Genomic DNA, 20,099 nt, shown 5'->3' on the forward strand with positions numbered 1-20,099 from the left:
CGGGTGCTCTGCGAGCGGGTGCTCTGGGAAAAGGCCCCGGCGGTGGCTACGCTATGCACATGCCCGGCTTCCAGTACTTCGTAGCGGCCTCCCTGGACGGCTTCATCGCCACCGCGGACGACGACCTCGACTGGCTGCTCCAGTTCGACGGCTTCGCCGGCGGCAAGGAGAGCTACGAGACCTTCATGGCTGACGTCGGCTGCATCGTGATGGGCGGGGAAACCTACGCCTGGCTTACCGAGCACGAGCCCGGCAACTGGCCCTACCCGGGAACCCCGTGCTGGATCTTCACGCACCACGAACTGGCGGCCCCGAAAGGCACGGACATCACCTTTGTCCGCGGACCCGTGGCCGAATTCGCCGAGGACCTGATGGACGCCGCCGCGGGCAAGAACGTCTGGGTGGTGGGCGGGGGTGTCCTCGCCGCGCAATTCGCCGACGCCGGACTGCTGGCGGAACTGATCATCTCGATCATCCCGCTCGTCCTGGGCAGCGGGAAGCCGCTGCTTCCGCTGGCCCGCCCGACGGCGCCGCTGGATCTGCTCTCGTCGCAGACCATGGGCCGCGGCATCGTCGAGCTCCGCTACCGCCTCCCGGGCGGCTCCTGACGCGGGACTGAAACCCGGCTTACCGCGGAAAGGCTACTCGGTCACATCCCGCAGCAGGTTGGTGATCCGCGCAGTGGACAGCCGGCGGCCCTGCTCGTCGGTCATCACGATTTCATGCGTCGTGAGCGTGCGGCCCAGGTGGATGGCGGTGCAGGTCCCGGTCACGGTGCCGGAGGAGATCGCGCGGTGGTGCGTCGCGCCGACGTCGATCCCCAGGGCCTGTCGCCCCGGACCGGCGTGCATGCCGGCGGCGAAGGACCCCAGCGTTTCGGCCAGCACCACGTGCGCGCCGCCGTGCAGGATTCCAGCCACCTGGGTGTTGCCCTCCACGGGCATGGTGGCGACGGTGCGTTCAGGGCTCAACTCGAGGAAGTGGATTCCCATCTTCACCACGAGGGCGCCCACCCCCATCCGGCCCAGCCAGTCGTGCAGTTCCGCGGGAACGCCGGCGGCTTCCAGTTCGGCGGCGAACGGGGCGGGCGTGAAATTGTCGATCATGGCAACTAGGCTGGCACCTGTGAGCGAAACTACCAAACCGGCCCCTTCCCCTTCTGCCGCAGGCACTGCAACGGCTGCCGCAGGCAGCACAACATCCGCCGCCACCGATGCGCTGGCGGATGCCGTTGCGGCGTCCGGCGGTTCCCTGCTCGTGGCCGAGGCGGCGAAGAAGCCCCGGCGCAGCAGGCCCGAGGTTTCCGCCACCGAAGCGCCGGTCATTCCCATCACGGACCAGCCCCGCCTCCTGGTACTGGACGGACACTCCATGGCGTTCCGGGCATTCTTCGCCCTGCCCGCGGACAAGTTCTCTACCTCGACCGGGCAGCACACCAACGCCGTGCATGGCTTTACGTCGATGCTGATTAACCTGATCAAGGCGCAAAAGCCTACCCACGTGGCCGTGGCTTTCGACGTCTCCGATGACACCACCCACCGCAAGGCCGAGTACGACGGCTACAAGGGCGGACGCAATGAGACCCCGCGGGAAATGAGCGGCCAGATCGACCTGATCGATAAGGTCATGGGCGCGTGGGGCATCAAGACCATCAAGATGCCCGGCTGGGAGGCAGACGACATCCTGGCCACGCTCGCCGCGATGGGGGAGAAGGCGGGCTACGAGGTGCTGCTGGTCTCGGGCGACCGGGATGCCTTCCAGCTCATTACGGACAACGTGTTCGTGCTCTACCCCAAGAAGGGTGTCAGCGACATTCCCCGGATGGACGCGGACGCCATCCAGGAGAAGTACTTCGTCAGCCCGGCCCAGTACTCGGACCTCGCCGCCCTGGTGGGCGAGAGCGCGGACAACCTCCCCGGCGTTCCCGGCGTCGGGCCCAAAACGGCGGCCAAATGGATCAACCTCTACGGCGGCCTTGAGGGCGTCCTGGAGAACCTTGACGCGATCGGCGGAAAGGTGGGGGACGCCCTCCGCGAAAACGTCGAGGAGGTCAAGCGGAACCGGCGGCTCAACCGGCTCCGCACCGATCTGGAGCTGCCCGTCACCCTGGACGAGCTCGCCGACCCGCGGCCGGACCAGGCCGCCCTTGAGGAGCTGTTCGACGCCCTCGAATTCAAGACCATCCGGACGCGACTCTTTGCCCTGTACGGCAGTGAAGTGACGGAAGCCGAGCGGGAAAGCATCGAAACCCCGGACTTCACGATCCCCTCGGACGCCGCCGAGCTGGGCGCCTTCCTCGCGGGCGGCGCCGGGAAGCGGTCCGCCATGGCGGTCGACCTCGTGCCGGGCCGGATCGGCGAGGACGCCGCCGCGCTGGCGATCGTGCGTGACGACGCCGCCGTGTACATCGACCTGGCCCGGCAGGACGCCGACGCCGAAAACGTCCTGGCCGCCTGGCTGCGTGACCCCCAGGCCGCCAAGGTGATGCACGGGTTCAAGGCCGCACTGAAGGCGCTGACTGCCCGCGGTCTGGAACTTGAGGGCGTGGTGGATGACACGTCCATCTCCGGCTACCTCATCCAGCCCGACCGCCGCAGCTACGAGCTCGCCGAGCTGGCGCAGCACCACCTCAACGTTGCGGTTTCGCAGGAAGCCGCGAAGGAAGGCCAGCTTGAGCTGGCGTTCGACGGCGACGACGCTGCCGCCGCCGGTGCGCTGGTGCACGTCGCCGCCGTCGTCCAGGCCCTGAGCCGCTACTTCGAATCAGAGCTCAAAGAGCGCAAAGCGCAGGACCTGCTGACCACCCTTGAACTGCCCGTCAGCCGGGTCCTCGCCGACATGGAACTGGCAGGAATTGCCATCGACATGCCGCGCATGGATGAGCAGCTGGCGGACCTCGCGAAGGTGATCGACAACGCGCAGGAGCAGGCCTTCGCGGCCATCGGCCATGAGGTGAACCTCGGCTCGCCCAAGCAGCTCCAGACCGTCCTGTTCGACGAGTTGGGCCTGCCCAAGACCAAGAAGATCAAGTCCGGCTACACCACCGACGCCGCCTCGCTCAAGAACCTGCTGGAAAAGACCGGGCACGAATTCCTGGTCCAGCTGATGGCGCACCGCGAATCCTCGAAGCTGCGCCAGATGCTGGAGTCGCTGAAGAAGTCCGTCGCGGAAGACGGCCGGATCCACACCACCTACGCGCAGAACGTCGCAGCCACGGGGCGGATCTCTTCCAACAATCCGAACCTGCAGAACATCCCGATCCGCAGCGAGGAAGGTCGCCGTGTGCGCGGCATCTTTGTGGTCAGCGACGGCTACGAGTGCCTGCTCTCCGCGGACTATTCGCAGATCGAAATGCGCATCATGGCCCACCTCTCGGGCGACGCCGGACTGATCCAGGCGTACAAGGACGGCGAGGACCTGCACCGGTTCGTGGGGTCCAACATCTTCCATGTGCCCACTGACCAGGTAACCAGTGCGATGCGTTCCAAGGTCAAGGCGATGTCCTATGGGCTGGCCTACGGCCTGACCTCGTTCGGCCTGTCCAAGCAGCTGGAGATTTCCGTTGACGAGGCCCGGACGTTGATGAAGGACTACTTCGACCGGTTCGGCGCCGTCCGCGACTACCTGCGCGGCGTCGTCGACCAGGCCAGGATCGACGGGTACACCGCCACCATCGAGGGCCGCCGCCGGTACCTCCCGGACCTGACCAGCACCGACCGCCAGCTGCGCGAAAACGCCGAACGGATCGCGCTCAACTCGCCGATCCAGGGCTCCGCGGCCGACATCATCAAGCGGGCGATGCTGGGCGTGTCCGGCGCGCTGGCCGAGCAGGGGCTGAAATCACGGATGCTGCTGCAGGTCCATGATGAACTGGTCCTCGAAGTCGCCGAGGGCGAACGCGAGGCCGTCGAGAAGCTCGTGACGGAACAGATGGGGGCCGCGGCGCAGCTCTCGGTTCCGCTGGAAGTCCAGATCGGCATCGGCTCCAGCTGGTTCGAGGCAGGGCACTAGGCCCGGCCCCGGAGCCGGGCGTTCAGTTCTTTCAAAGTTGCAGGAATTTCCAGGGGGAGAAGCACGTGGCAGAGCAGTATGACATCAGGCGTTTCCAACCGGCGGCCAAGGACGACGCGGCATACCCGGAGTCGGTCGCCTGGATGCGGGCCGTAGCCTTCGGCTTCCACGACGCCCGCCGAAGCGACGAACGGGTCGACAGAGGCCTTGAGATGCAGCGCGCGGACGGGCGGGTATTGACCGGTGCCTACCAGACCGGTCCGGTGGCCGAGCATGCCCTCGGCACCGATGTACCGGTGGCAACGTTCGGCACGATGACCAAGACGCTGAACATTGGCTACGGCCGGCTCCTGGACACGCGGCTCGTGACTGCCGTCACCGTGCGGACCTCGCACCGCCGCCGCGGCCTGTTGCGCCGCATGATGGCGGAGGAGCTGGGGCTGGCACGGCAGGAGGGGCTGGCGATGGCGGCACTGACGGCCTCCGAAGCGTCCATTTACGGCCGGTTCGGCTTCGGCGTTGCGACCTCGGAACAGTCGATCAAGGTCGACACGAGTGCCCGCTTCGTCCTGAACCACACGCCCGTTGGGAGCGTTGAGGTGGCTGATCCCAAGGTGCTCCTTGAGTTGGCGCCGGTGATCTTCGAACGCTCGCACCGCCAGACGCCGGGTTCGGTGGACCGGCACGAGTTTTACCGGCAATTCGCTTCCGGTTCCATCAGCCGGGAAGACGGTGAGGACCCGAAAGTCAAGGTCGCGCTGCACTACGACGCCGACGGCGCCGTGGACGGCTACGTGTCCTACAAGTTCGGCGGCTGGTCCAGCACCCCGTACACGATGGACGTCGTCGATCTGGTGGCCGCCACCCGCACCGCCTACCTGGAGCTGTGGCAATACCTCGGCGCCATCGACCTCGTCGAACGCGTGACCTGGGACGAGGCGCCCGTTGACGATCCGCTGCCGTGGGCGCTCACGGACCCGCGCTGTGTTGATGCCTCGGACGCCCGGGACATGCTCTGGCTGCGGATACTGGACGTGGAGAAGGCGCTGGCCGCCCGGCGCTATTCCGCCGACGGAGCCCTCGTGTTGCGCGTCACCGACAGCCTCGGCTTCGCGGCCGGGACGTTCGCCCTGCAGGTCGACGGGGGAGAGGCGACGGTTACGCCGGCCCCCGACGCCGAACCGGTGCTGACGCTGGATGTCGCGGACCTCGGGTCCATCTACCTGGGCGCCGTCTGCCCGGTGACCCTGCAGGCGGCCGGCCGGCTTACCGAACACACCCCGGGGGCCGCGCTGACTGCGCGGCTGATGTTCGCCGTCGAACGCGCACCGCACTGCCTCACGCACTTCTAGGAGGGCGCCGGCGGGCTCCGTTGCGCTTTGACCGGCGTTGACGTATACGACTAGACTAAACGGGCGTGTACTACGTGTGCGCAATCTAATCCACAAAATCAGGATGACCCGGCGGATCGCCTTTGATTTGCCGTGTTCTTCACCCGCGTCGCCGACGAGGGTGGGACGGTTTGCCTGACCGACTAACTATCCACAACGGAGCCCCTACTACATGACCATCACCTCAACCGAGAAGTCCGGTACCCCCGTAGTCGCGATTAACGACATCGGTACCGCCGAGGACTTCCTCGCAGCAGTCGACGCCACCATCAAGTACTTCAACGACGGAGACCTCGTCGAAGGTACCGTCGTCAAGGTCGACCGCGACGAAGTCCTGCTCGACATCGGTTACAAGACCGAAGGTGTCATTCCCTCCCGCGAGCTTTCCATCAAGCACGACGTTGACCCCGGAGACGTCGTCTCCGTTGGCGATCAGGTCGAAGCCCTGGTGCTCACCAAGGAAGACAAAGAAGGCCGTCTGATCCTCTCCAAGAAGCGCGCTCAGTACGAGCGTGCCTGGGGCGACATCGAGAAGGTCAAGGAAGAAGACGGCGTCGTCACCGGTACCGTCATCGAGGTTGTCAAGGGTGGTCTTATCCTCGACATCGGCCTGCGCGGCTTCCTGCCCGCATCCCTGGTCGAGATGCGCCGTGTGCGCGACCTTGCTCCGTACATCGGTCAGCAGATCGAAGCCAAGATCATCGAGCTGGACAAGAACCGCAACAACGTTGTGCTGTCCCGCCGTGCCTGGCTCGAGCAGACCCAGTCCGAGGTCCGCTCCACGTTCCTCAACAAGCTGGAAAAGGGCCAGGTTCGTCCCGGCGTCGTTTCCTCCATCGTCAACTTCGGTGCCTTCGTGGACCTGGGCGGCGTAGACGGCCTGGTTCACGTTTCCGAGCTGTCCTGGAAGCACATCGACCACCCGTCCGAGGTTGTCGAAGTTGGCCAGGAAGTCACCGTCGAGGTTCTCGAGGTCGACCTGGACCGCGAGCGCGTCTCCCTGTCGCTCAAGGCTACGCAGGAAGATCCGTGGCAGACCTTCGCCCGCACCCACGCCCTCGGCCAGGTTGTTCCGGGTAAGGTCACCAAGCTGGTTCCGTTCGGCGCGTTCGTTCGCGTTGAAGACGGCATCGAAGGCCTGGTCCACATCTCCGAGCTCGCCGTGCGCCACGTTGAGCTGGCCGAGCAGGTTGTCTCCGTTGGCGACGAGCTCTTCGTCAAGGTCATCGACATCGACCTCGAACGCCGCCGCATCTCGCTGTCCCTCAAGCAGGCCAACGAGGGCGTCGACGCCGAGTCCACCGAATTCGATCCGGCTCTCTACGGCATGGCCGCTGAGTACGACGAAGAGGGCAACTACAAGTACCCGGAGGGCTTCGATCCGGAGTCCAACGAGTGGCTTGAAGGCTACGAGACGCAGCGCGCCGCCTGGGAGCAGCAGTACGCTGACGCCCAGACCCGCTGGGAAGCCCACAAGAAGCAGGTTGCCCAGCACGCTGCCGACGACGCTGCCGCTGCAACGTCCGGCGAGAGCGACTCCGGCACCACCAGCTACTCCTCCGAGCCGGCCGCAGCCGAGACCGGTGCAGGCACGCTTGCATCGGACGAAGCCCTCGCCGCTCTGCGCGAGAAGCTGACCGGCAACTAGTTGCCACCGGCCCGGGTCGCCCCGGGCCAAGCAAAGCGGGTCCCTGCCACGTGCAGGGGCCCGCTTTGGGTTAAGCGGCGGGTTCCTGCGGGGCCGCGCGGGCTTGGGGACATGCCCAGTCCTCGGCCCGGGGAATGGACACAGTACGAATATGTCCAGTGGCCCGGGAGGGCGCCGGGCATGTTCCTTGCACTGAGGGGGGCACGGGATGCCGCGGGGGGCATGCCCAGTCCTCGGCCCGGGGAGTGGACATAGTACGAATATGTCCAGTGGCCCGGGCGGGCGCCGGGCATGTTCCTTGCACTGAGGGAGGCACGGGATGCCGCGGGGGACATGCCCAGTCCTCGGCCCGGGGAGTGGACATAGTACGAATATGTCCAGTGGCCCGGCCGGGCGCCGGGCGTGTTCCATGCACTGAGGGGGGCACGGGATGCCGCGGGGGGACATGCCCAGTCCTCGGCCCGGGGAGTGGACATAGTACGAATATGTCCAGTGGCCCGGGCGGGCGCCGGGCATGTTCCTTGAATCTCGCGGGCCCGCGGGGAGTCGGGGCGGGTGCCGCGACTGTTCAGGACGCGGAGCTTAGGATCCGGTCCGTGGCCTCGTCGGGGACTCCGCCGAAGTACTTGTCCAGGATCTGCTGGAACACTGCTTCGTCGGGCGCGGCCCGGAGGAACAGGGTCGACGACGAGTGCAGTTTCCGTGCGTCGATGCCTCCCAAAATCTGCTCCGCGCTTCGGCCGTCGACGGCGAGGATCGCCCGGGCGCAGTCCAGCAGGCGGGCACCCAGGACCGGGTGGTTCAGGAAAGCACGTGCTTCATCCAAGGATGAAATGGCATATTTGCGTGAGGTCGGGCTCTGTCCCAGCCCGGCTATTTGCGGAAAGATGAACCACATCCAGTGGCCGTGCTTGGATCCGGCCCGGAGTTCCGACAGCGCACCCTCATAGGTTCCCGCAGAGTCCTGGGCTTCCACGAAGCGTGAGAGGTCGAAGGGGTCGTTCACGTAGATTCTCCTAATTCGCTGTTTCACAGCCCGGTAGCTGCGCCGGCGCCGGAACGGTCTTTTGCGCCGGAACATGGCCTTTCCCTCATCCAACCACTCTTCCGGCGTCCCGGGGGAGGGCATGTCCGTTCCTGGGCACGGGCGGTGGGCATAATGGCATTATGCCCATTGCCCGGTGTGGGCGCTGGGCATGTCCCTCGGCGGGGGCAGAACCCGGGCACGTCCCCTCCCCGTGGCGGAGCAAGGTTTCTGGGGGAGCATGTCCATTCTTGGGGCCGGGCACTGGGCATGTCCACACCCGCGGCTACCCCAGCTTGAAACGCGCGCTGACCCGCCGCCCGTCGGCTGCGAGCTCGGCACCCGCGGAACGCAGCAAGGCCTGGGCCGCGACATTCCCGGGGGTCGTTTCCGCCTCCAGCAGGTCCGCCCCGGCCGCCGCGGCCTCGGCCTTGACCAGGCGCAATGCCTCCCGGCCGATGCCGCGCCCGCGGAAGCTCCGGCCTAGCCAGATCCCGGTCTCCAATGCGCCGCCGTCCTGCGGGAACGTCCCGGGCCGGGCAGCCGGAACCCGCAGCAGCCGGATGGAACCGGCCAGCTCGCCGTCGGCCGTGATTGCCCAGGTTTTCTGCCGCGCCGGGCCGTCGAGCCCTGCCGCGGCGGCGTGGTGGTAGTCGCGGAACCAGCTGATCCGTTCGGTGTTCCAACCCTCGGCGGTCCCCAGCGGCGGGGTGACCTCGTCGGCGTCGGCGTCGTGCAGCGCCACCGCCAATAGCCGCTCCAGCACCGGGTCCGTCACGTCCACGAGCGCCACCACGGGCACCGGTTCAGTTGATGGCAACATCGATCCACTCCGTTTCTCCGGGCAGCAGCACGGCGCTTCCGGCCGAGAGGGCCGCGAGGCGATCAGCGGCCTGCGCCAGCGCAACGGGTTCGTCCGGCAGGGCCAGCCGAAGAACCGTCGTCTGCGCATCATAGCTGGTGCCGGCCATCACATACCCGGCCGCGCGCAACTCATTCTCGAGCCGGCCGGCGGAGGCGTGTGGCACCGGCACGGCACAGATCCGCAGCCGCTGGCGCCGCACCAGCGGCGCGAGCTCCAGCGCGGCGGACACCGATTCGGAGTAGGCCCGGACCAGTCCGCCCGCGCCGAGCAGGATCCCGCCGAAATAGCGGACGACGACGGCGGTCACGTCGCTGAGGTCCGTCGTGCCGGGCCCGGTTTCGCGTTTCAGCAGTGCCTCCAGCATCGGGATGCCGGCCGTGCCGGAGGGTTCGCCGTCGTCGTTGGAGCGCTGCACCGCGCGGTCCGGGCCGAGGATGAAGGCCGAGCAGTGGTGCCGGGCGTCGTGGAATTCCCGGCGCAGGCCAGTGACCAGGGCGCGGGCGCTTTCCTCGTCGGCGGTGCGCTGGAGCACGGTGATGAAGCGGGACCGTTTGATCTCCAGCTCGTGGCGGAAGCCGCCGCCGGCCGCCAGTGTGGTGTAAACGGTGGCTCTGCTTTCCGGAGAAACCGCGTCGACTGGCACTGCTTCAGTTTAGTCTGGTGGAATGCTGAAGATCGGTTTGACGGGCGGCATCGCCTCAGGGAAGTCAGTGGTCGCGTCGCGGCTGCGCGAGCTGGGTGCCGTGCTGGTCGACGCCGACGCGCTGGCCCGCGAGGTGGTCGAGCCGGGGACGCCCGGGCTGGCGCGGGTGGTGGAAGCCTTCAGTTCCTCCATCCTGGCCCCCGACGGCGCCCTCGACCGTGCCCGCCTGGGCGCCCTCGTCTTCGGCAACCCCGAACGCCTGGCAGTGCTCAACGGCATCATCCACCCCCTCGTCAGGGAGCGCGCCGCCGCCCTCGCCGCCGGCGCCCCGAAAGGCGCAGTCGTGGTCCAGGACATCCCGCTCCTGGTCGAGACCGGCCAGGGCGCCAACTTCCATCTCGTGGTGGTCGTGGACGCCCCGGAGGACGTCCGGGTGCGGCGCATGGTTGAACACCGGAAGATGACGGTCGAAGAGGCCCGCTCCCGAATGGCCGCCCAGGCCACGCGGGAGGCCCGGTTGGCGGCTGCCGACGTCGTCCTGGACAACTCGGGCTCGAAGGAGGAACTCCGGGACGCGGTGGACCGGCTCTGGGAGCGCCGGCTGCTCCCGTTCGCGGAGAACCTGACCAAGCACCGGATGGCCCCGCGCTCCGGCGGCCCGGTGCTCAGCCCCGCCAATCCGGACTGGCCGGCCCAGGCCTCCCGGATCGCCGCCCGTCTGCGCGCCGTTGCCCCACAGGACATCTTCGCCGTGGACCACATCGGTTCCACCGCGGTCCCGGGCCTCGAGGCCAAGGACGTGCTGGACCTGCAGCTCACCGTCCGGGACCTGGCGACGGCGGACCGACTGGAGCCGCTGCTGGCCGCGGCGGGCTACCCGCGCTGGCCGGGCATCGGCCCGGACAACCCCAAGCCCGCCCATCCCGACCCGGCCGACTGGGACAAGCGCGTGCACGGCAGCGCGGACCCCGGTCGGCCCGTGAACCTGCACATCCGGGCCGCGGGATCGCCCGGCTGGCGGTACGCTCTATGCTTCCGCGATTGGCTGCGCGACGACGCCGGGGCGCGCGCCGACTACCTTGCGGAGAAGCGCCGCGCGGCCCGGCGGCACGGCGTGGACAAGTCCACCGCGGCCTACGCCGCGGACAAGGAGGAGTGGTTCACCGCCTACGCCGCCCCGCGGATGGAAGAGTGGGCCCGGCGCACCGGCTGGCTGCCGCCGTCGTACGACGCACCCTGACCGGCGGGTACAGCCCAAAGCTGAATCAGGGCTTCCTGTCGGAGGGCGGCGGTAGATTAGTAACATGAGCCTTGCCCAGGAAATCAACCGTGTCGTGGCGCCCTTTGAGGTCATCAGCGAGTTCAAGCCCGCCGGGGACCAGCCCGCCGCGATCGCCGAACTGACCGAGCGCATCCAGAACGGCGAGAAGGATGTGGTGCTCCTCGGCGCCACCGGTACCGGTAAAAGCGCGACGACGGCGTGGCTGATCGAACAGGTGCAGCGGCCCACCCTGGTGATGGTGCAGAACAAGACCCTCGCCGCCCAGCTGGCCAACGAATTCCGCGAACTGCTGCCGAACAACGCGGTGGAGTACTTCGTTTCCTACTACGACTACTACCAGCCGGAAGCCTACGTGGCCCAGACGGACACCTTCATCGAGAAGGACTCCTCCGTCAACGAGGAAGTCGAACGGCTCCGGCACTCCGCCACGAATGCGCTGCTGACCCGGCGCGACGTGATTGTGGTTGCCACCGTTTCCTGCATCTACGGCCTCGGCACCCCGGAAGAATACATCGCCGGCATGGTGACCCTGCGCAAGGGCGCCCAGATGAACCGCGACGACCTGCTCCGGAAATTCGTCTCCATGCAGTACACCCGCAATGACATGGACTTCCACCGCGGCACGTTCCGGGTCCGGGGCGACACCGTGGAAATCATCCCGATGTACGAGGAACTCGCGATCCGGATCGAGTTCTTCGGCGACGAGATCGAGAACATCTATACCCTGCACCCGCTGACCGGAGAAGTGCTCCGGGACGAGACCGAAATGTACGTCTTCCCCGCCTCGCACTACGTCGCCGGACCGGAACGGATGGCCCGGGCGATCAAGCGGATCGAGGACGAACTCGCCGACCGCCTCAAAGTCCTGGAGAGCCAGAACAAGCTGGTCGAGGCCCAGCGGTTGCGGATGCGCACCACCTATGACCTGGAAATGATGCAGCAGATGGGATTCTGCAACGGCATCGAGAACTATTCCTCGCACATCGACGGCCGCGCCCGCGGAACCGCGCCACACTGCCTTATCGACTACTTCCCGGACGACTTCCTGCTGGTCATCGACGAATCCCACGTCACCGTGCCGCAGATCGGCGCCATGTACGAGGGCGACATGTCCCGCAAGCGGAACCTTGTGGACCACGGCTTCCGGCTGCCCTCGGCGATGGACAACCGCCCGCTCAAGTGGGATGAGTTCCAGGACCGCGTGGGCCAGACCGTCTACCTGTCCGCAACCCCGGGCAAGTACGAGCTCGGCAAAGCGGACGGCTTCGTGCAGCAAATCATCCGACCCACCGGCCTGATCGACCCCGAGGTCATCGTCAAGCCCACCAAGGGCCAGATCGATGACCTGCTGGGCGAAATCCGCACCCGCACCGCGAAGAACGAACGCGTCCTCGTCACCACGCTGACCAAAAGGATGGCCGAGGACCTCACCGACTACCTGCTGGGCCACGGCGTGAAGGTCGAGTACCTGCACTCCGACGTCGACACGCTGCGCCGCGTGGAGCTGCTCCGTGAACTGCGGATGGGCGTCTTCGACGTCCTGGTCGGCATCAACCTGCTCCGGGAGGGCCTGGACCTGCCCGAGGTGTCGCTGGTGAGCATCCTGGACGCGGATAAGGAAGGCTTCCTGCGCTCGGCGACCTCGCTGATCCAGACCATCGGCCGGGCCGCCCGCAACGTGTCCGGCCAGGTCCACATGTACGCGGACCGGATCACCGATTCGATGGCGCAGGCCATCGACGAGACCAACCGCCGCCGCGCCATCCAGGTGGCGTACAACACGGAAAAGGGCATCGACCCGCAGCCGCTGCGCAAGAAGATCGCCGATATCACCGACCAGCTGGCCAAGGAGGACGCGGACACCCGCGAACTGCTGGCCAGCGCGGGCAAGGCGCGCGGCAAGGGCAAGGGCGGCTCCAAGGTCCGCGCCGACGGCCTCGCGGCCGCCCCGGCCGAGGACCTGGTGGGCCTGATCGAACAGCTGACCGAGCAGATGCACGCCGCCGCCGGCGAGCTGCAGTTCGAGCTCGCCGCCAGGCTGCGCGACGAGGTCGGGGATCTCAAGAAGGAGCTGCGCCAGATGCAGTCGGCCGGGCACGCCTAGGGTAAAGTGGATCAGACGTAGGGGAGTATCCCAAGCGCTACGATCGTCAACACGCACGGCACAGATGCCCTGCCGGGCGTAGCGGGCAGCGAATCGGCACCTGATGGCGACAGCCACGGTGCGGCAGCTTAGCCGGAGAGACTTACACCGCTTAGTTGTACCCTGCGAAAGGTATCTTCGTGCCCGAACTTCCCGTCTGGTTCGAGATCGGCTCCTTCGTCGTTCTCGGAATCATCCTCGCCATCGATCTGCTCCTGGTGCTGAAGCGGCCGCATGAACCCTCCATGAAGGAAGCCGGCCTGTGGGTCTCCTTCTACATTGCGCTGGCCTTGGTCTTCGCCGGAGCCATGTTCCTCTTCACCGGCCCGGAGTATGGCGGCCAGTTCATCGCCGGCTGGGTGACGGAGTACAGCCTCAGCATCGACAACCTGTTTGTCTTCATCATCATCATGGCGCGCTTCTCGGTACCCCGTAAGTACCAGCAGGAAGTGCTCATGGTCGGCATCATCATCGCCTTGATCCTGCGCGGCATCTTCATCCTGCTCGGCGCGATCGTGATCGAGCAGTTCAGCTGGGTCTTCTACATCTTCGGCGCCTTCCTGCTGTGGACCGCCTGGAAGCAGGCCCAGGACGAAGGCGAGGACGAGGAAGATAAGGAAAACCCGCTGATCGCCCGGATCCGCCGGATCCTGCCGATGTCCGAGAAGTTCGACGGCGGCAAGCTGCGCACCGAAGTCGACGGCAAGAAGGTCTTCACTCCGATGCTGATCGTCTTCGTGACCATCGGCATGACCGACCTGCTCTTCGCGGTGGACTCCATCCCGGCCATCTTCGGCCTCACCCAGAGCGCGTTCATCGTCTTCACCGCCAACATCTTCGCCCTGATGGGTCTGCGCCAGCTCTACTTCCTGCTCGGCGGCCTGATGAACCGGCTCATCTACCTCAAGCACGCGCTCTCGGTCATCCTCGCCTTCATCGGCGTCAAACTGGTGCTGCACGCCATGCACGTCAACGAACTTCCGTTCATCAACGGCGGCAAGCACATCGAATGGGCCCCGGAAATCCCGACCTACGTTTCGCTCGGGGTGATCATCGGCACCATCATCATCGCGGTCGTCGCCAGCCTGGTCAGCTCCAAGGCGTCGAAGGCCAAGCTGGATGCCCGGCTCGAAGAGGACTCGCGCAAGAGCCTCACCGACGCCGAGTAGCGCCCCCGGCGGCCCTGCACGGGCTAAGCTCGGAGCGTGAAAAGCTTTGACGCCGCGACGGCGGCCGGTACGGCGCTGCACCCGCAACGGGTGCAGCGCCGTACCGTTGTGATGCTCAGTGCCGCCCAGTTGCTCAGCGGCGTCGGCGGCGGCGCCAGCCTTTCCGTCGGCTCGCTGCTGGCCGTCCAGCTCTCCGGCTCGAACGCCTGGGCGGGCTCGGTCACCACCACCATGACGCTCGCCGCCGCGCTGACCGCGCTGCCGCTTGCCGGGCTGGCCGGCCGGCGGGGACGCCGGGCAGCCCTCGTGACCGGGCTCCTGTCCGCCATGAGCGGCGCTGTGCTGGTGATCCTGGCGACCGTCACCGCCTTCTTCCCGTTGCTGCTGCTGGGCGCCGCCATGCTGGGCCTCGGCACGGCGGCCAACCTGCAGGCCCGCTTCGCCGCCGTCGACCTCGCAGAGCCGGAACACCGCGGACGGTCCCTCGCGATCGTGGTGTGGGCCGTGACCGTCGGCGCCGTGGCCGGGCCGAACCTCATCCAGCCCGGCGCGCTGGTGGGGCAGGCCCTCGGCCTGCCGCCGATTTCCGGGCCGTTCGTGTTCTCGACGGCCGGACTGGCCCTCGCCGCCTTGTTGCTGTTCATCGGGCTGCGCCCGGATCCGCTGCTGCTGGCTGCCCGGATCCGCGCAGCGGACGAGGAGCCGGCGAAAGGGACAGCGGGAACCCGGGGCAAGCATGCCCTGCGCAACGGACTGCGCGCGGTCCGGTCCTCCCCGCGCGCCCGGCTGGCGCTGCTCGCCGTCGTCGCGGCGCACGGCTGCATGGCCGCCGTGATGTCCATGACGCCGCTGCATCTGCAACTGCTCACCGAGGGCCCGATGGCCGGTCGCGCCGCGGAGCACGCCCACACCGCCGGCACGGACGTCTTCGTGCTGATCGGCTTCACGATCTCGCTGCACATCGCCGGCATGTACGCCCTCTCACCGGTCATGGGCTGGCTCACCGACCGGGTCGGCCGGCTCCCGGTGATCCTGCTGGGCCACGGGCTGATCCTGCTCGCCGTCTGCGTCGCGGGCTTCGGCCAGGCGCTGCCGGCCCTGGTCACCGTCGGACTGGTGCTGCTGGGGCTGGGCTGGTCGGCGGCCACCATCGCCGGTTCCACTCTGCTCGCGGAGAGTGTCGCGGTCGGCGAGCGGGTCCTCGTGCAGGGCGTGTCGGACACCCTGATGGGCGTCGCGGGCGCTGTTGGCTCGGGCTTCGCCGGTCTCGTGATGAGCGGAATCGGCTACCAGGGATTGAACCTCGTGGCGGCCGTCGTGGCTGCCGCGGTCCTGGCCGTGGTCTTCCAGGCGGCGGCGCGGTCACGCCGCAACCCGGAGCCTGCCGGGGCCTGAACCCCCGGCCGGGTAGCCGCGGACGCCGTCAGGCGCGCGTCGCGCGGGCCATGCCGAGCAGCCGGCCGAAGATCGCCTCGCCGTCGTCGGCGATGCCGTCGTGGTGGAACTCAGCGGACTCCCAGACCTGCAGGCCGCGGACGGCGGCTGCAGTCTCCAGCGACAGGTCCCGGTCCACGTAGATGTCGTCGGTGTACACGGCGGCGGCCACCGGAATGTTGTTCAGGGCCAGCCGCTCGGGGTCGTAGAGCGGTTTCCAGTCGTCCTTCTCGGCGAGCAGCTGCGCCACGGTGCGGAGCGGACGGAGGGCCGGATCCTGTTCGAAGTACCAGGGATAGACCATCTCGCCGGTTAGCAGCGGGGCGGCGGCGTCCGGGCGGAACTCCGGGAAGTCCTGGAGCACCCGCAGTGCCGCCCAGTCGGTGGCCTCGCCCTGGCCGTAGATGGATTCGTGCATGAGGGCGTACAGCGGGTTCGACGCGCGGGAGACAAGCCCGCGGACCTGCTCCAGGAAGCCGTCGGAGAGTCGGTCGCCGTCGGGGGTGCTGACGAAGGCATCCTCCAGCAGGTGGTGCAGCCCGTCCACCCGGGTGTTGCCGCCCAGGTAGGAACCCACCATCTGGAAGCGCTCCACGGTGAGCCTGCTGCCGTCGGGCAGGTACTCCTCGAAGTCGCGGAGGTGCCCGGCGATGCGGCTGACCAACTCCCGGTCCTGCGGGTACCAGCCGAAGTATTCGGCGTTGCGCGCTGCCACGCGGCGGAAGGTTGCCTGGTAGACCCGGTCCGCGGGGCCGGTCAGGGGCGCGAGGCCGCCGGTGATCAGCGCCTCGCGCAGCCCCTCGGGGGCGAAGGACAGGTAGCTCAGCGCGCAGAAGCCGCCGTAGCTCTGCCCGTAGATAGTCCAGGGCGCGGCGCCGAGGGTCCGCCGGATCGCCTCCGCGTCCGCCACAATCGAGTCGGCGCGGAAGTGCTCGAGGTACTGCGCCTGGTCCCGGTCGCTCCCGCGCAGCGGCAGGGTCTTGCGGTCGATGGGGGAGGAGAGCCCGGTGCCGCGCTGGTCCAGCATCAGGATGCGGAAGTCCTTCGCCGCGGCCTTGCTCCAGCCGCCCAGCGCGGGGAAGCGGTTGCCGCGGCCGCCGGGACCGCCCTGCAGGTACAGCAGCCACGGCAGTTCCGCGGCGGCCTCCTCGCTGTGGTCCGCGGAGACGTATTCCCGGGCGAAGACGGTGATCGTTTCGCCGTCGGCGCCGAAGTGGTCCAGCGGTACTTCAAAGTAATGCTCCGCGGTGCGCATGCCGCGGTAGTCGTGCCTGGCCTTGACGATGTGCGGGACGGAGGCTGTCTGAGTCGACGTTGGGTCAGCCACGGGCGTTAGCCGTCCGGGCGCCGGCGAATGCGTCCAAGGCGTCGCCGGTGAGCCGGAAGGTGGACCATTCGTCCATCGGGGCCGCGCCGAGGTTCTTGTAGAAGGCGATCGAGGGCTCGTTCCAGTCCAGCACGCTCCACTCCACCCGGGCGTAGCCGCGCTCCACGGCGGTGGCGGCCAGGTGCTGCAGCAGTGCCTTGCCGTGGCCGGCGCCGCGGGCTTCCGGCATGACGTAGAGATCCTCGAGGTAGATCCCGTGCACGCCTTCCCAGGTGGAGTAGTTCAGGAACCACAAAGCGAAGCCCTGGACGTCGCCGGCCTCATTCTCGGCCATGGTCGCGTACACGCGTGGGTTCTCGCCGAACAGTACCTGCGTGAGCATCTCGGGGGTGTTCCGGACGGCGTCCGGCTCCTTTTCGTAGATGGCCAGGTCATGGATCATCTGCAGGATGGCGGGAACGTCGTGGGCGGTGGCCGGGCGGATTACACTCATGGTCGCCAGTTTACTAGCGGCTACAGGCGGTTCACGTCGATCACGCGCACGACGGCGGTGCCGGTCTCGTCCGAGGCGGCCAGGTCCACCTCGGCGGAGATGCCCCAGTCATGGTTGCGGGCCGGGTCGTCGAAGATCTGCCGGACCTTCCAGACGCCCGGCTCCTCGGTGATGATCAGCAGGCCCGGACCGCGTGCGTCCGGGCCGGTGCCGATGTCCTCGTGCTCCTCGAAGTAGTCGTCCAGCGCGTCCTCCCAGCGCTCCGCATCCCAGCCGGAGCCGGCGTCGAGTTCGCCCAGCGCTGTGGCGGCCTCGTCCGCGAACAGTTCCACCCGGCGGAACATTTCGTTGCGGACCATCACCCGGAAGGCGCGGATATTGGAGGTCAGCGACGGCGGCGGGGGCGGCGGGGCATCGTGCCGGGTCGGGGCGGCGCCGGAGGTGAGTTCCTCCCATTCGTCCAGCAGGCTTGAGTCCACCTGGCGGACCAGCTCGCCGAGCCACGCGATCAGGTCCTCAAGGTCCTCGCGCAGCGCGTCCTGCGGCACCGTCTGCCGGAGTGCCTTGAAGCCGTCAGCCAGGTAGCGCAGCACAATGCCCTCGGAACGGGCCAGGCCGTAGAACTGCACGAATTCGCCGAAGTTCATTGCCCGTTCGTACATGTCCCGGATCACGGACTTGGGGGCGAGTTCGAAGTCGCCGATCCACGGCGCCGCCTTGCGGTACACGTCGAACGCCTCGCCGAGGATCTCCGCGAGCGGCTGCGGGTAGGTAACCTCCTCGAGCATGGCCATGCGCTGGTCGTACTCGATCCCGTCGGCCTTCATCGCGGCAATCGCCTCCCCGCGGGCCTTCTTCTGCTGCGCGGACAGGATCTGCCGCGGCTTCTCCAGCGTCGATTCGATCACCGAGACGACGTCGAGGGCATACGACGGCGACTCCGGATCCAGCAGCTCGAGGGCCGCCAGGGCGAAGGGGGAGAGCGGCTGGTTCAGGGCGAAGTTCGCCTGCAGGTGGACCGTGAGCCGGACGCTGCGGCCGTCCGGGCCTTGTTCCGCGGGCGGGATGCGTTCGACGACGCCGGCGGCCAGCAGCTCGCGGTAGATGCCCAGCGCCCTTTTCATCAGCTGCAGCTGCGCGGCGCGCGTCTCGTGGTTTTCGGTCAGCAGGCGGCGCGCGGCCTTGAACGGGTCGCCGGGGCGTTCCATCAGGTTCATCAGCATCGCGTGGGTGACGGTGAAGCTGGAGCCCAGCGGGTCCGGCACGGAATCCACCAGCCGCTTGTAGGTGGGTTCGCCCCAGGACACAAACCCCTCCGGCGGCTTCTTCTTGACGACCTGGCGCAGCTTCTTCTGGTCGTCGCCGAACTTCGCCGTGGCCTTGGCCATCGCCTTGACGTTCTCGATCACATGCTCGGGCGCCTGGACCACCACCGTCCCGGCGGTGTCATAGCCGGCCCGGCCCGCCCGGCCCGCGATCTGGTGGAACTCACGCGAATTCAGCAGGCGGGTGCGGACGCCGTCGTACTTGCTCAGCGCGGTCAGGAGCACGGTGCGGATGGGAACGTTGATGCCGACGCCCAGAGTGTCCGTGCCGCAGATGACCTTGAGCAGACCGGCCTGGGCCAGCTGTTCGACGAGCCGGCGGTACTTGGGCAGCATGCCGGCGTGGTGCACGCCGATGCCGTGCCGGACCAGCCGGTTGAGGGTCTTGCCGAAGCCCGCGGCGAAGCGGAAGCCGGCGATCAGCTCGGCGATCTTGTCCTTTTCCTCGCGGGTGCAGACGTTGATGCTCATCAGGTTCTGGGCCCGGTCGATCGCCTCGAGCTGGCTGAAGTGCACCACGTAAACCGGCACCTGCTTGGTGGAGAGGAGCTCCTCCAAGGTCTCGTGCACGGGGGTCTGCTGGTAGTAGAAGTGCAGCGGAATGGGCCGTTCCGCGGAGCTGACGGTCGTCGTCTGGCGTCCGGTCAGCTCGGTGATGCCCTCCTCTAAGCGGCTCACGTCGCCGAGCGTGGCGGACATCAGCAGGAACTGGGCCTGCGGGAGTTCCAGCAGCGGCACCTGCCAGGCCCAGCCGCGCTGCGGATCGGAGTAGAAGTGGAACTCGTCCATGATCACCGCGCCAAGCTCCGCGGTGGATCCCTCGCGCAGGGCGATGTTCGCCAGGATTTCCGCGGTGCAGCAGATGATGGGCGCGTCCTGGTTGACGCCGGAATCGCCGGTGATCATGCCGACGTTTTCGGCGCCGAAGATCTCGCACAGGGCGAAGAATTTCTCCGAGACGAGGGCCTTGATCGGTGCGGTGTAATAGCTGCGCGCCCCGCGGGCCATGGCCTGGAAGTGCGCCGCGATCGCCACCAGCGACTTGCCCGAACCCGTGGGGGTCGCCAGGATGACGTTGGCGCCTGCGGCCAGCTCCATGATGGCCTCGTCCTGGGCGGTGTACAGGGCCAGGCCGCGGCTCTCCGTCCATTCGACGAACCGGGTGTAGAGCTCATCCGGATCGAGCCCGCTCCTGCCGGGAACTCGGGCGGCCGGGGCGGGGAGCTGATCAACAAGTTTCATTGCTTTCCAGCTTAGTGGCCCGCGGCGCGGCCGGCTGCCTGCCCCCGGGGTGGCATCCCGCGGCCCGACACCCGGGCCGGAAACCCGGGCCGGCGTCCCGCG

The 20,099-nt window shown here is 67.6% G+C and carries 15 protein-coding genes; 8 read left to right on the plus strand and 7 right to left on the minus strand.

Translation table 11 applies throughout. From position 1 onward, the window contains the following. Positions 1-59: 59 nt before the first annotated feature. The gene (locus tag AC1DBD_RS12800) at positions 60-608 is read left to right on the plus strand and encodes a dihydrofolate reductase family protein (protein WP_441418667.1); all 549 of its coding nucleotides are present in this window, start codon (positions 60-62) and stop codon (positions 606-608) included. A 33-nt stretch (positions 609-641) separates the two neighbouring features. On the opposite strand, the gene AC1DBD_RS12805 is transcribed toward AC1DBD_RS12800, so the two are convergent. After that, complete coding sequence (locus AC1DBD_RS12805; protein ID WP_441418668.1) at positions 642-1,106, minus strand: hotdog fold thioesterase; 465 nt, start codon at positions 1,104-1,106, stop codon at positions 642-644. Between AC1DBD_RS12805 and polA the strand changes: the two genes are divergently transcribed. The 3 genes from polA to rpsA all read left to right on the plus strand — a co-directional run bounded on the left by polA (position 1,105) and on the right by rpsA (position 7,050). Beyond that, a complete protein-coding gene (gene polA / locus AC1DBD_RS12810; protein ID WP_476892594.1) occupies positions 1,105-4,011 on the plus strand; it encodes a DNA polymerase I in 2,907 nt (968 codons plus the stop codon). The two genes, AC1DBD_RS12805 and polA, sit on opposite strands and share 2 nt — an antisense overlap. Positions 4,012-4,076: 65 nt before the next feature. Beyond that, positions 4,077-5,363 (plus strand): GNAT family N-acetyltransferase, encoded by a 1,287-nt coding sequence (locus tag AC1DBD_RS12815; protein ID WP_476982260.1) that lies wholly within the window; start codon positions 4,077-4,079, stop codon positions 5,361-5,363. Between the two features lie 211 nt (positions 5,364-5,574). Then, positions 5,575-7,050 (plus strand): 30S ribosomal protein S1, encoded by a 1,476-nt coding sequence (gene rpsA / locus AC1DBD_RS12820; RefSeq protein WP_175323298.1) that lies wholly within the window; start codon positions 5,575-5,577, stop codon positions 7,048-7,050. A 568-nt stretch (positions 7,051-7,618) separates the two neighbouring features. Here rpsA and AC1DBD_RS12825 read toward each other — a convergent pair. From AC1DBD_RS12825 to AC1DBD_RS12835, 3 genes are all read right to left on the minus strand, one after another. After that, entirely contained in the window at positions 7,619-8,056 is a 438-nt protein-coding gene (locus AC1DBD_RS12825) for a DUF1810 domain-containing protein (protein ID WP_476982261.1), read from the minus strand. Positions 8,057-8,360: 304 nt separating this feature from the next. Beyond that, positions 8,361-8,897: a GNAT family N-acetyltransferase gene (locus AC1DBD_RS12830; protein ID WP_441418672.1), complete on the minus strand. Its 537-nt coding sequence runs from the start codon at positions 8,895-8,897 to the stop codon at positions 8,361-8,363. Beyond that, positions 8,881-9,582, minus strand: coding sequence for an IMPACT family protein (locus AC1DBD_RS12835; RefSeq protein ID WP_476982262.1), 702 nt, complete (start codon positions 9,580-9,582; stop codon positions 8,881-8,883). The genes AC1DBD_RS12830 and AC1DBD_RS12835 overlap by 17 nt, the downstream gene beginning before the upstream one ends. 22 nt (positions 9,583-9,604) lie before the next feature. Between AC1DBD_RS12835 and coaE the strand changes: the two genes are divergently transcribed. From coaE to AC1DBD_RS12855, 4 genes are all read left to right on the plus strand, one after another. Next, a complete protein-coding gene (gene coaE / locus AC1DBD_RS12840; RefSeq protein ID WP_441418674.1) occupies positions 9,605-10,822 on the plus strand; it encodes a dephospho-CoA kinase in 1,218 nt (405 codons plus the stop codon). Between the two features lie 64 nt (positions 10,823-10,886). After that, the gene (uvrB, locus tag AC1DBD_RS12845) at positions 10,887-12,968 is read left to right on the plus strand and encodes an excinuclease ABC subunit UvrB (RefSeq protein ID WP_441418675.1); all 2,082 of its coding nucleotides are present in this window, start codon (positions 10,887-10,889) and stop codon (positions 12,966-12,968) included. A gap of 179 nt (positions 12,969-13,147) precedes the next feature. Further along, positions 13,148-14,176, plus strand: coding sequence for a TerC family protein (locus AC1DBD_RS12850; RefSeq protein WP_346958166.1), 1,029 nt, complete (start codon positions 13,148-13,150; stop codon positions 14,174-14,176). 111 nt (positions 14,177-14,287) lie between these two features. Beyond that, the gene (locus AC1DBD_RS12855) at positions 14,288-15,571 is read left to right on the plus strand and encodes an MFS transporter (RefSeq protein WP_476982300.1); all 1,284 of its coding nucleotides are present in this window, start codon (positions 14,288-14,290) and stop codon (positions 15,569-15,571) included. A gap of 28 nt (positions 15,572-15,599) precedes the next feature. On the opposite strand, the gene AC1DBD_RS12860 is transcribed toward AC1DBD_RS12855, so the two are convergent. The 3 genes from AC1DBD_RS12860 to AC1DBD_RS12870 form a co-directional block, all read right to left on the minus strand. Continuing rightward, positions 15,600-16,865: an alpha/beta fold hydrolase gene (locus AC1DBD_RS12860; protein ID WP_476926227.1), complete on the minus strand. Its 1,266-nt coding sequence runs from the start codon at positions 16,863-16,865 to the stop codon at positions 15,600-15,602. Between the two features lie 64 nt (positions 16,866-16,929). Beyond that, the gene (locus AC1DBD_RS12865; RefSeq protein WP_476926185.1) at positions 16,930-17,430 is read right to left on the minus strand and encodes an N-acetyltransferase family protein; all 501 of its coding nucleotides are present in this window, start codon (positions 17,428-17,430) and stop codon (positions 16,930-16,932) included. Between the two features lie 20 nt (positions 17,431-17,450). After that, entirely contained in the window at positions 17,451-19,997 is a 2,547-nt protein-coding gene (locus tag AC1DBD_RS12870; protein ID WP_476982263.1) for a DEAD/DEAH box helicase, read from the minus strand. Between the last annotated feature and the right edge of the window lie 102 nt (positions 19,998-20,099).

This window comes from Arthrobacter sp. 10T419, assembly GCF_056394105.1.

Excerpts from the sequence above, each read along its gene's own strand:
- AC1DBD_RS12800 (WP_441418667.1), top strand. The coding sequence starts at position 60 with ATGCCCGGCTTCCAGTACTTCGTAGCGGCCTCCCTGGACGGCTTCATC.
- AC1DBD_RS12805 (WP_441418668.1), bottom strand. The coding sequence starts at position 1,106 with ATGATCGACAATTTCACGCCCGCCCCGTTCGCCGCCGAACTGGAAGCC.
- AC1DBD_RS12865 (WP_476926185.1), bottom strand. The coding sequence starts at position 17,430 with ATGAGTGTAATCCGCCCGGCCACCGCCCACGACGTTCCCGCCATCCTG.
- uvrB (WP_441418675.1), top strand. The coding sequence starts at position 10,887 with ATGAGCCTTGCCCAGGAAATCAACCGTGTCGTGGCGCCCTTTGAGGTC.
- polA (WP_476892594.1), top strand. The coding sequence starts at position 1,105 with ATGGCAACTAGGCTGGCACCTGTGAGCGAAACTACCAAACCGGCCCCT.
- AC1DBD_RS12870 (WP_476982263.1), bottom strand. The coding sequence starts at position 19,997 with ATGAAACTTGTTGATCAGCTCCCCGCCCCGGCCGCCCGAGTTCCCGGC.
- coaE (WP_441418674.1), top strand. The coding sequence starts at position 9,605 with ATGCTGAAGATCGGTTTGACGGGCGGCATCGCCTCAGGGAAGTCAGTG.
- AC1DBD_RS12855 (WP_476982300.1), top strand. The coding sequence starts at position 14,288 with ATGCTCAGTGCCGCCCAGTTGCTCAGCGGCGTCGGCGGCGGCGCCAGC.
- AC1DBD_RS12830 (WP_441418672.1), bottom strand. The coding sequence starts at position 8,897 with ATGTTGCCATCAACTGAACCGGTGCCCGTGGTGGCGCTCGTGGACGTG.
- AC1DBD_RS12860 (WP_476926227.1), bottom strand. The coding sequence starts at position 16,865 with ATGCGCACCGCGGAGCATTACTTTGAAGTACCGCTGGACCACTTCGGC.
- rpsA (WP_175323298.1), top strand. The coding sequence starts at position 5,575 with ATGACCATCACCTCAACCGAGAAGTCCGGTACCCCCGTAGTCGCGATT.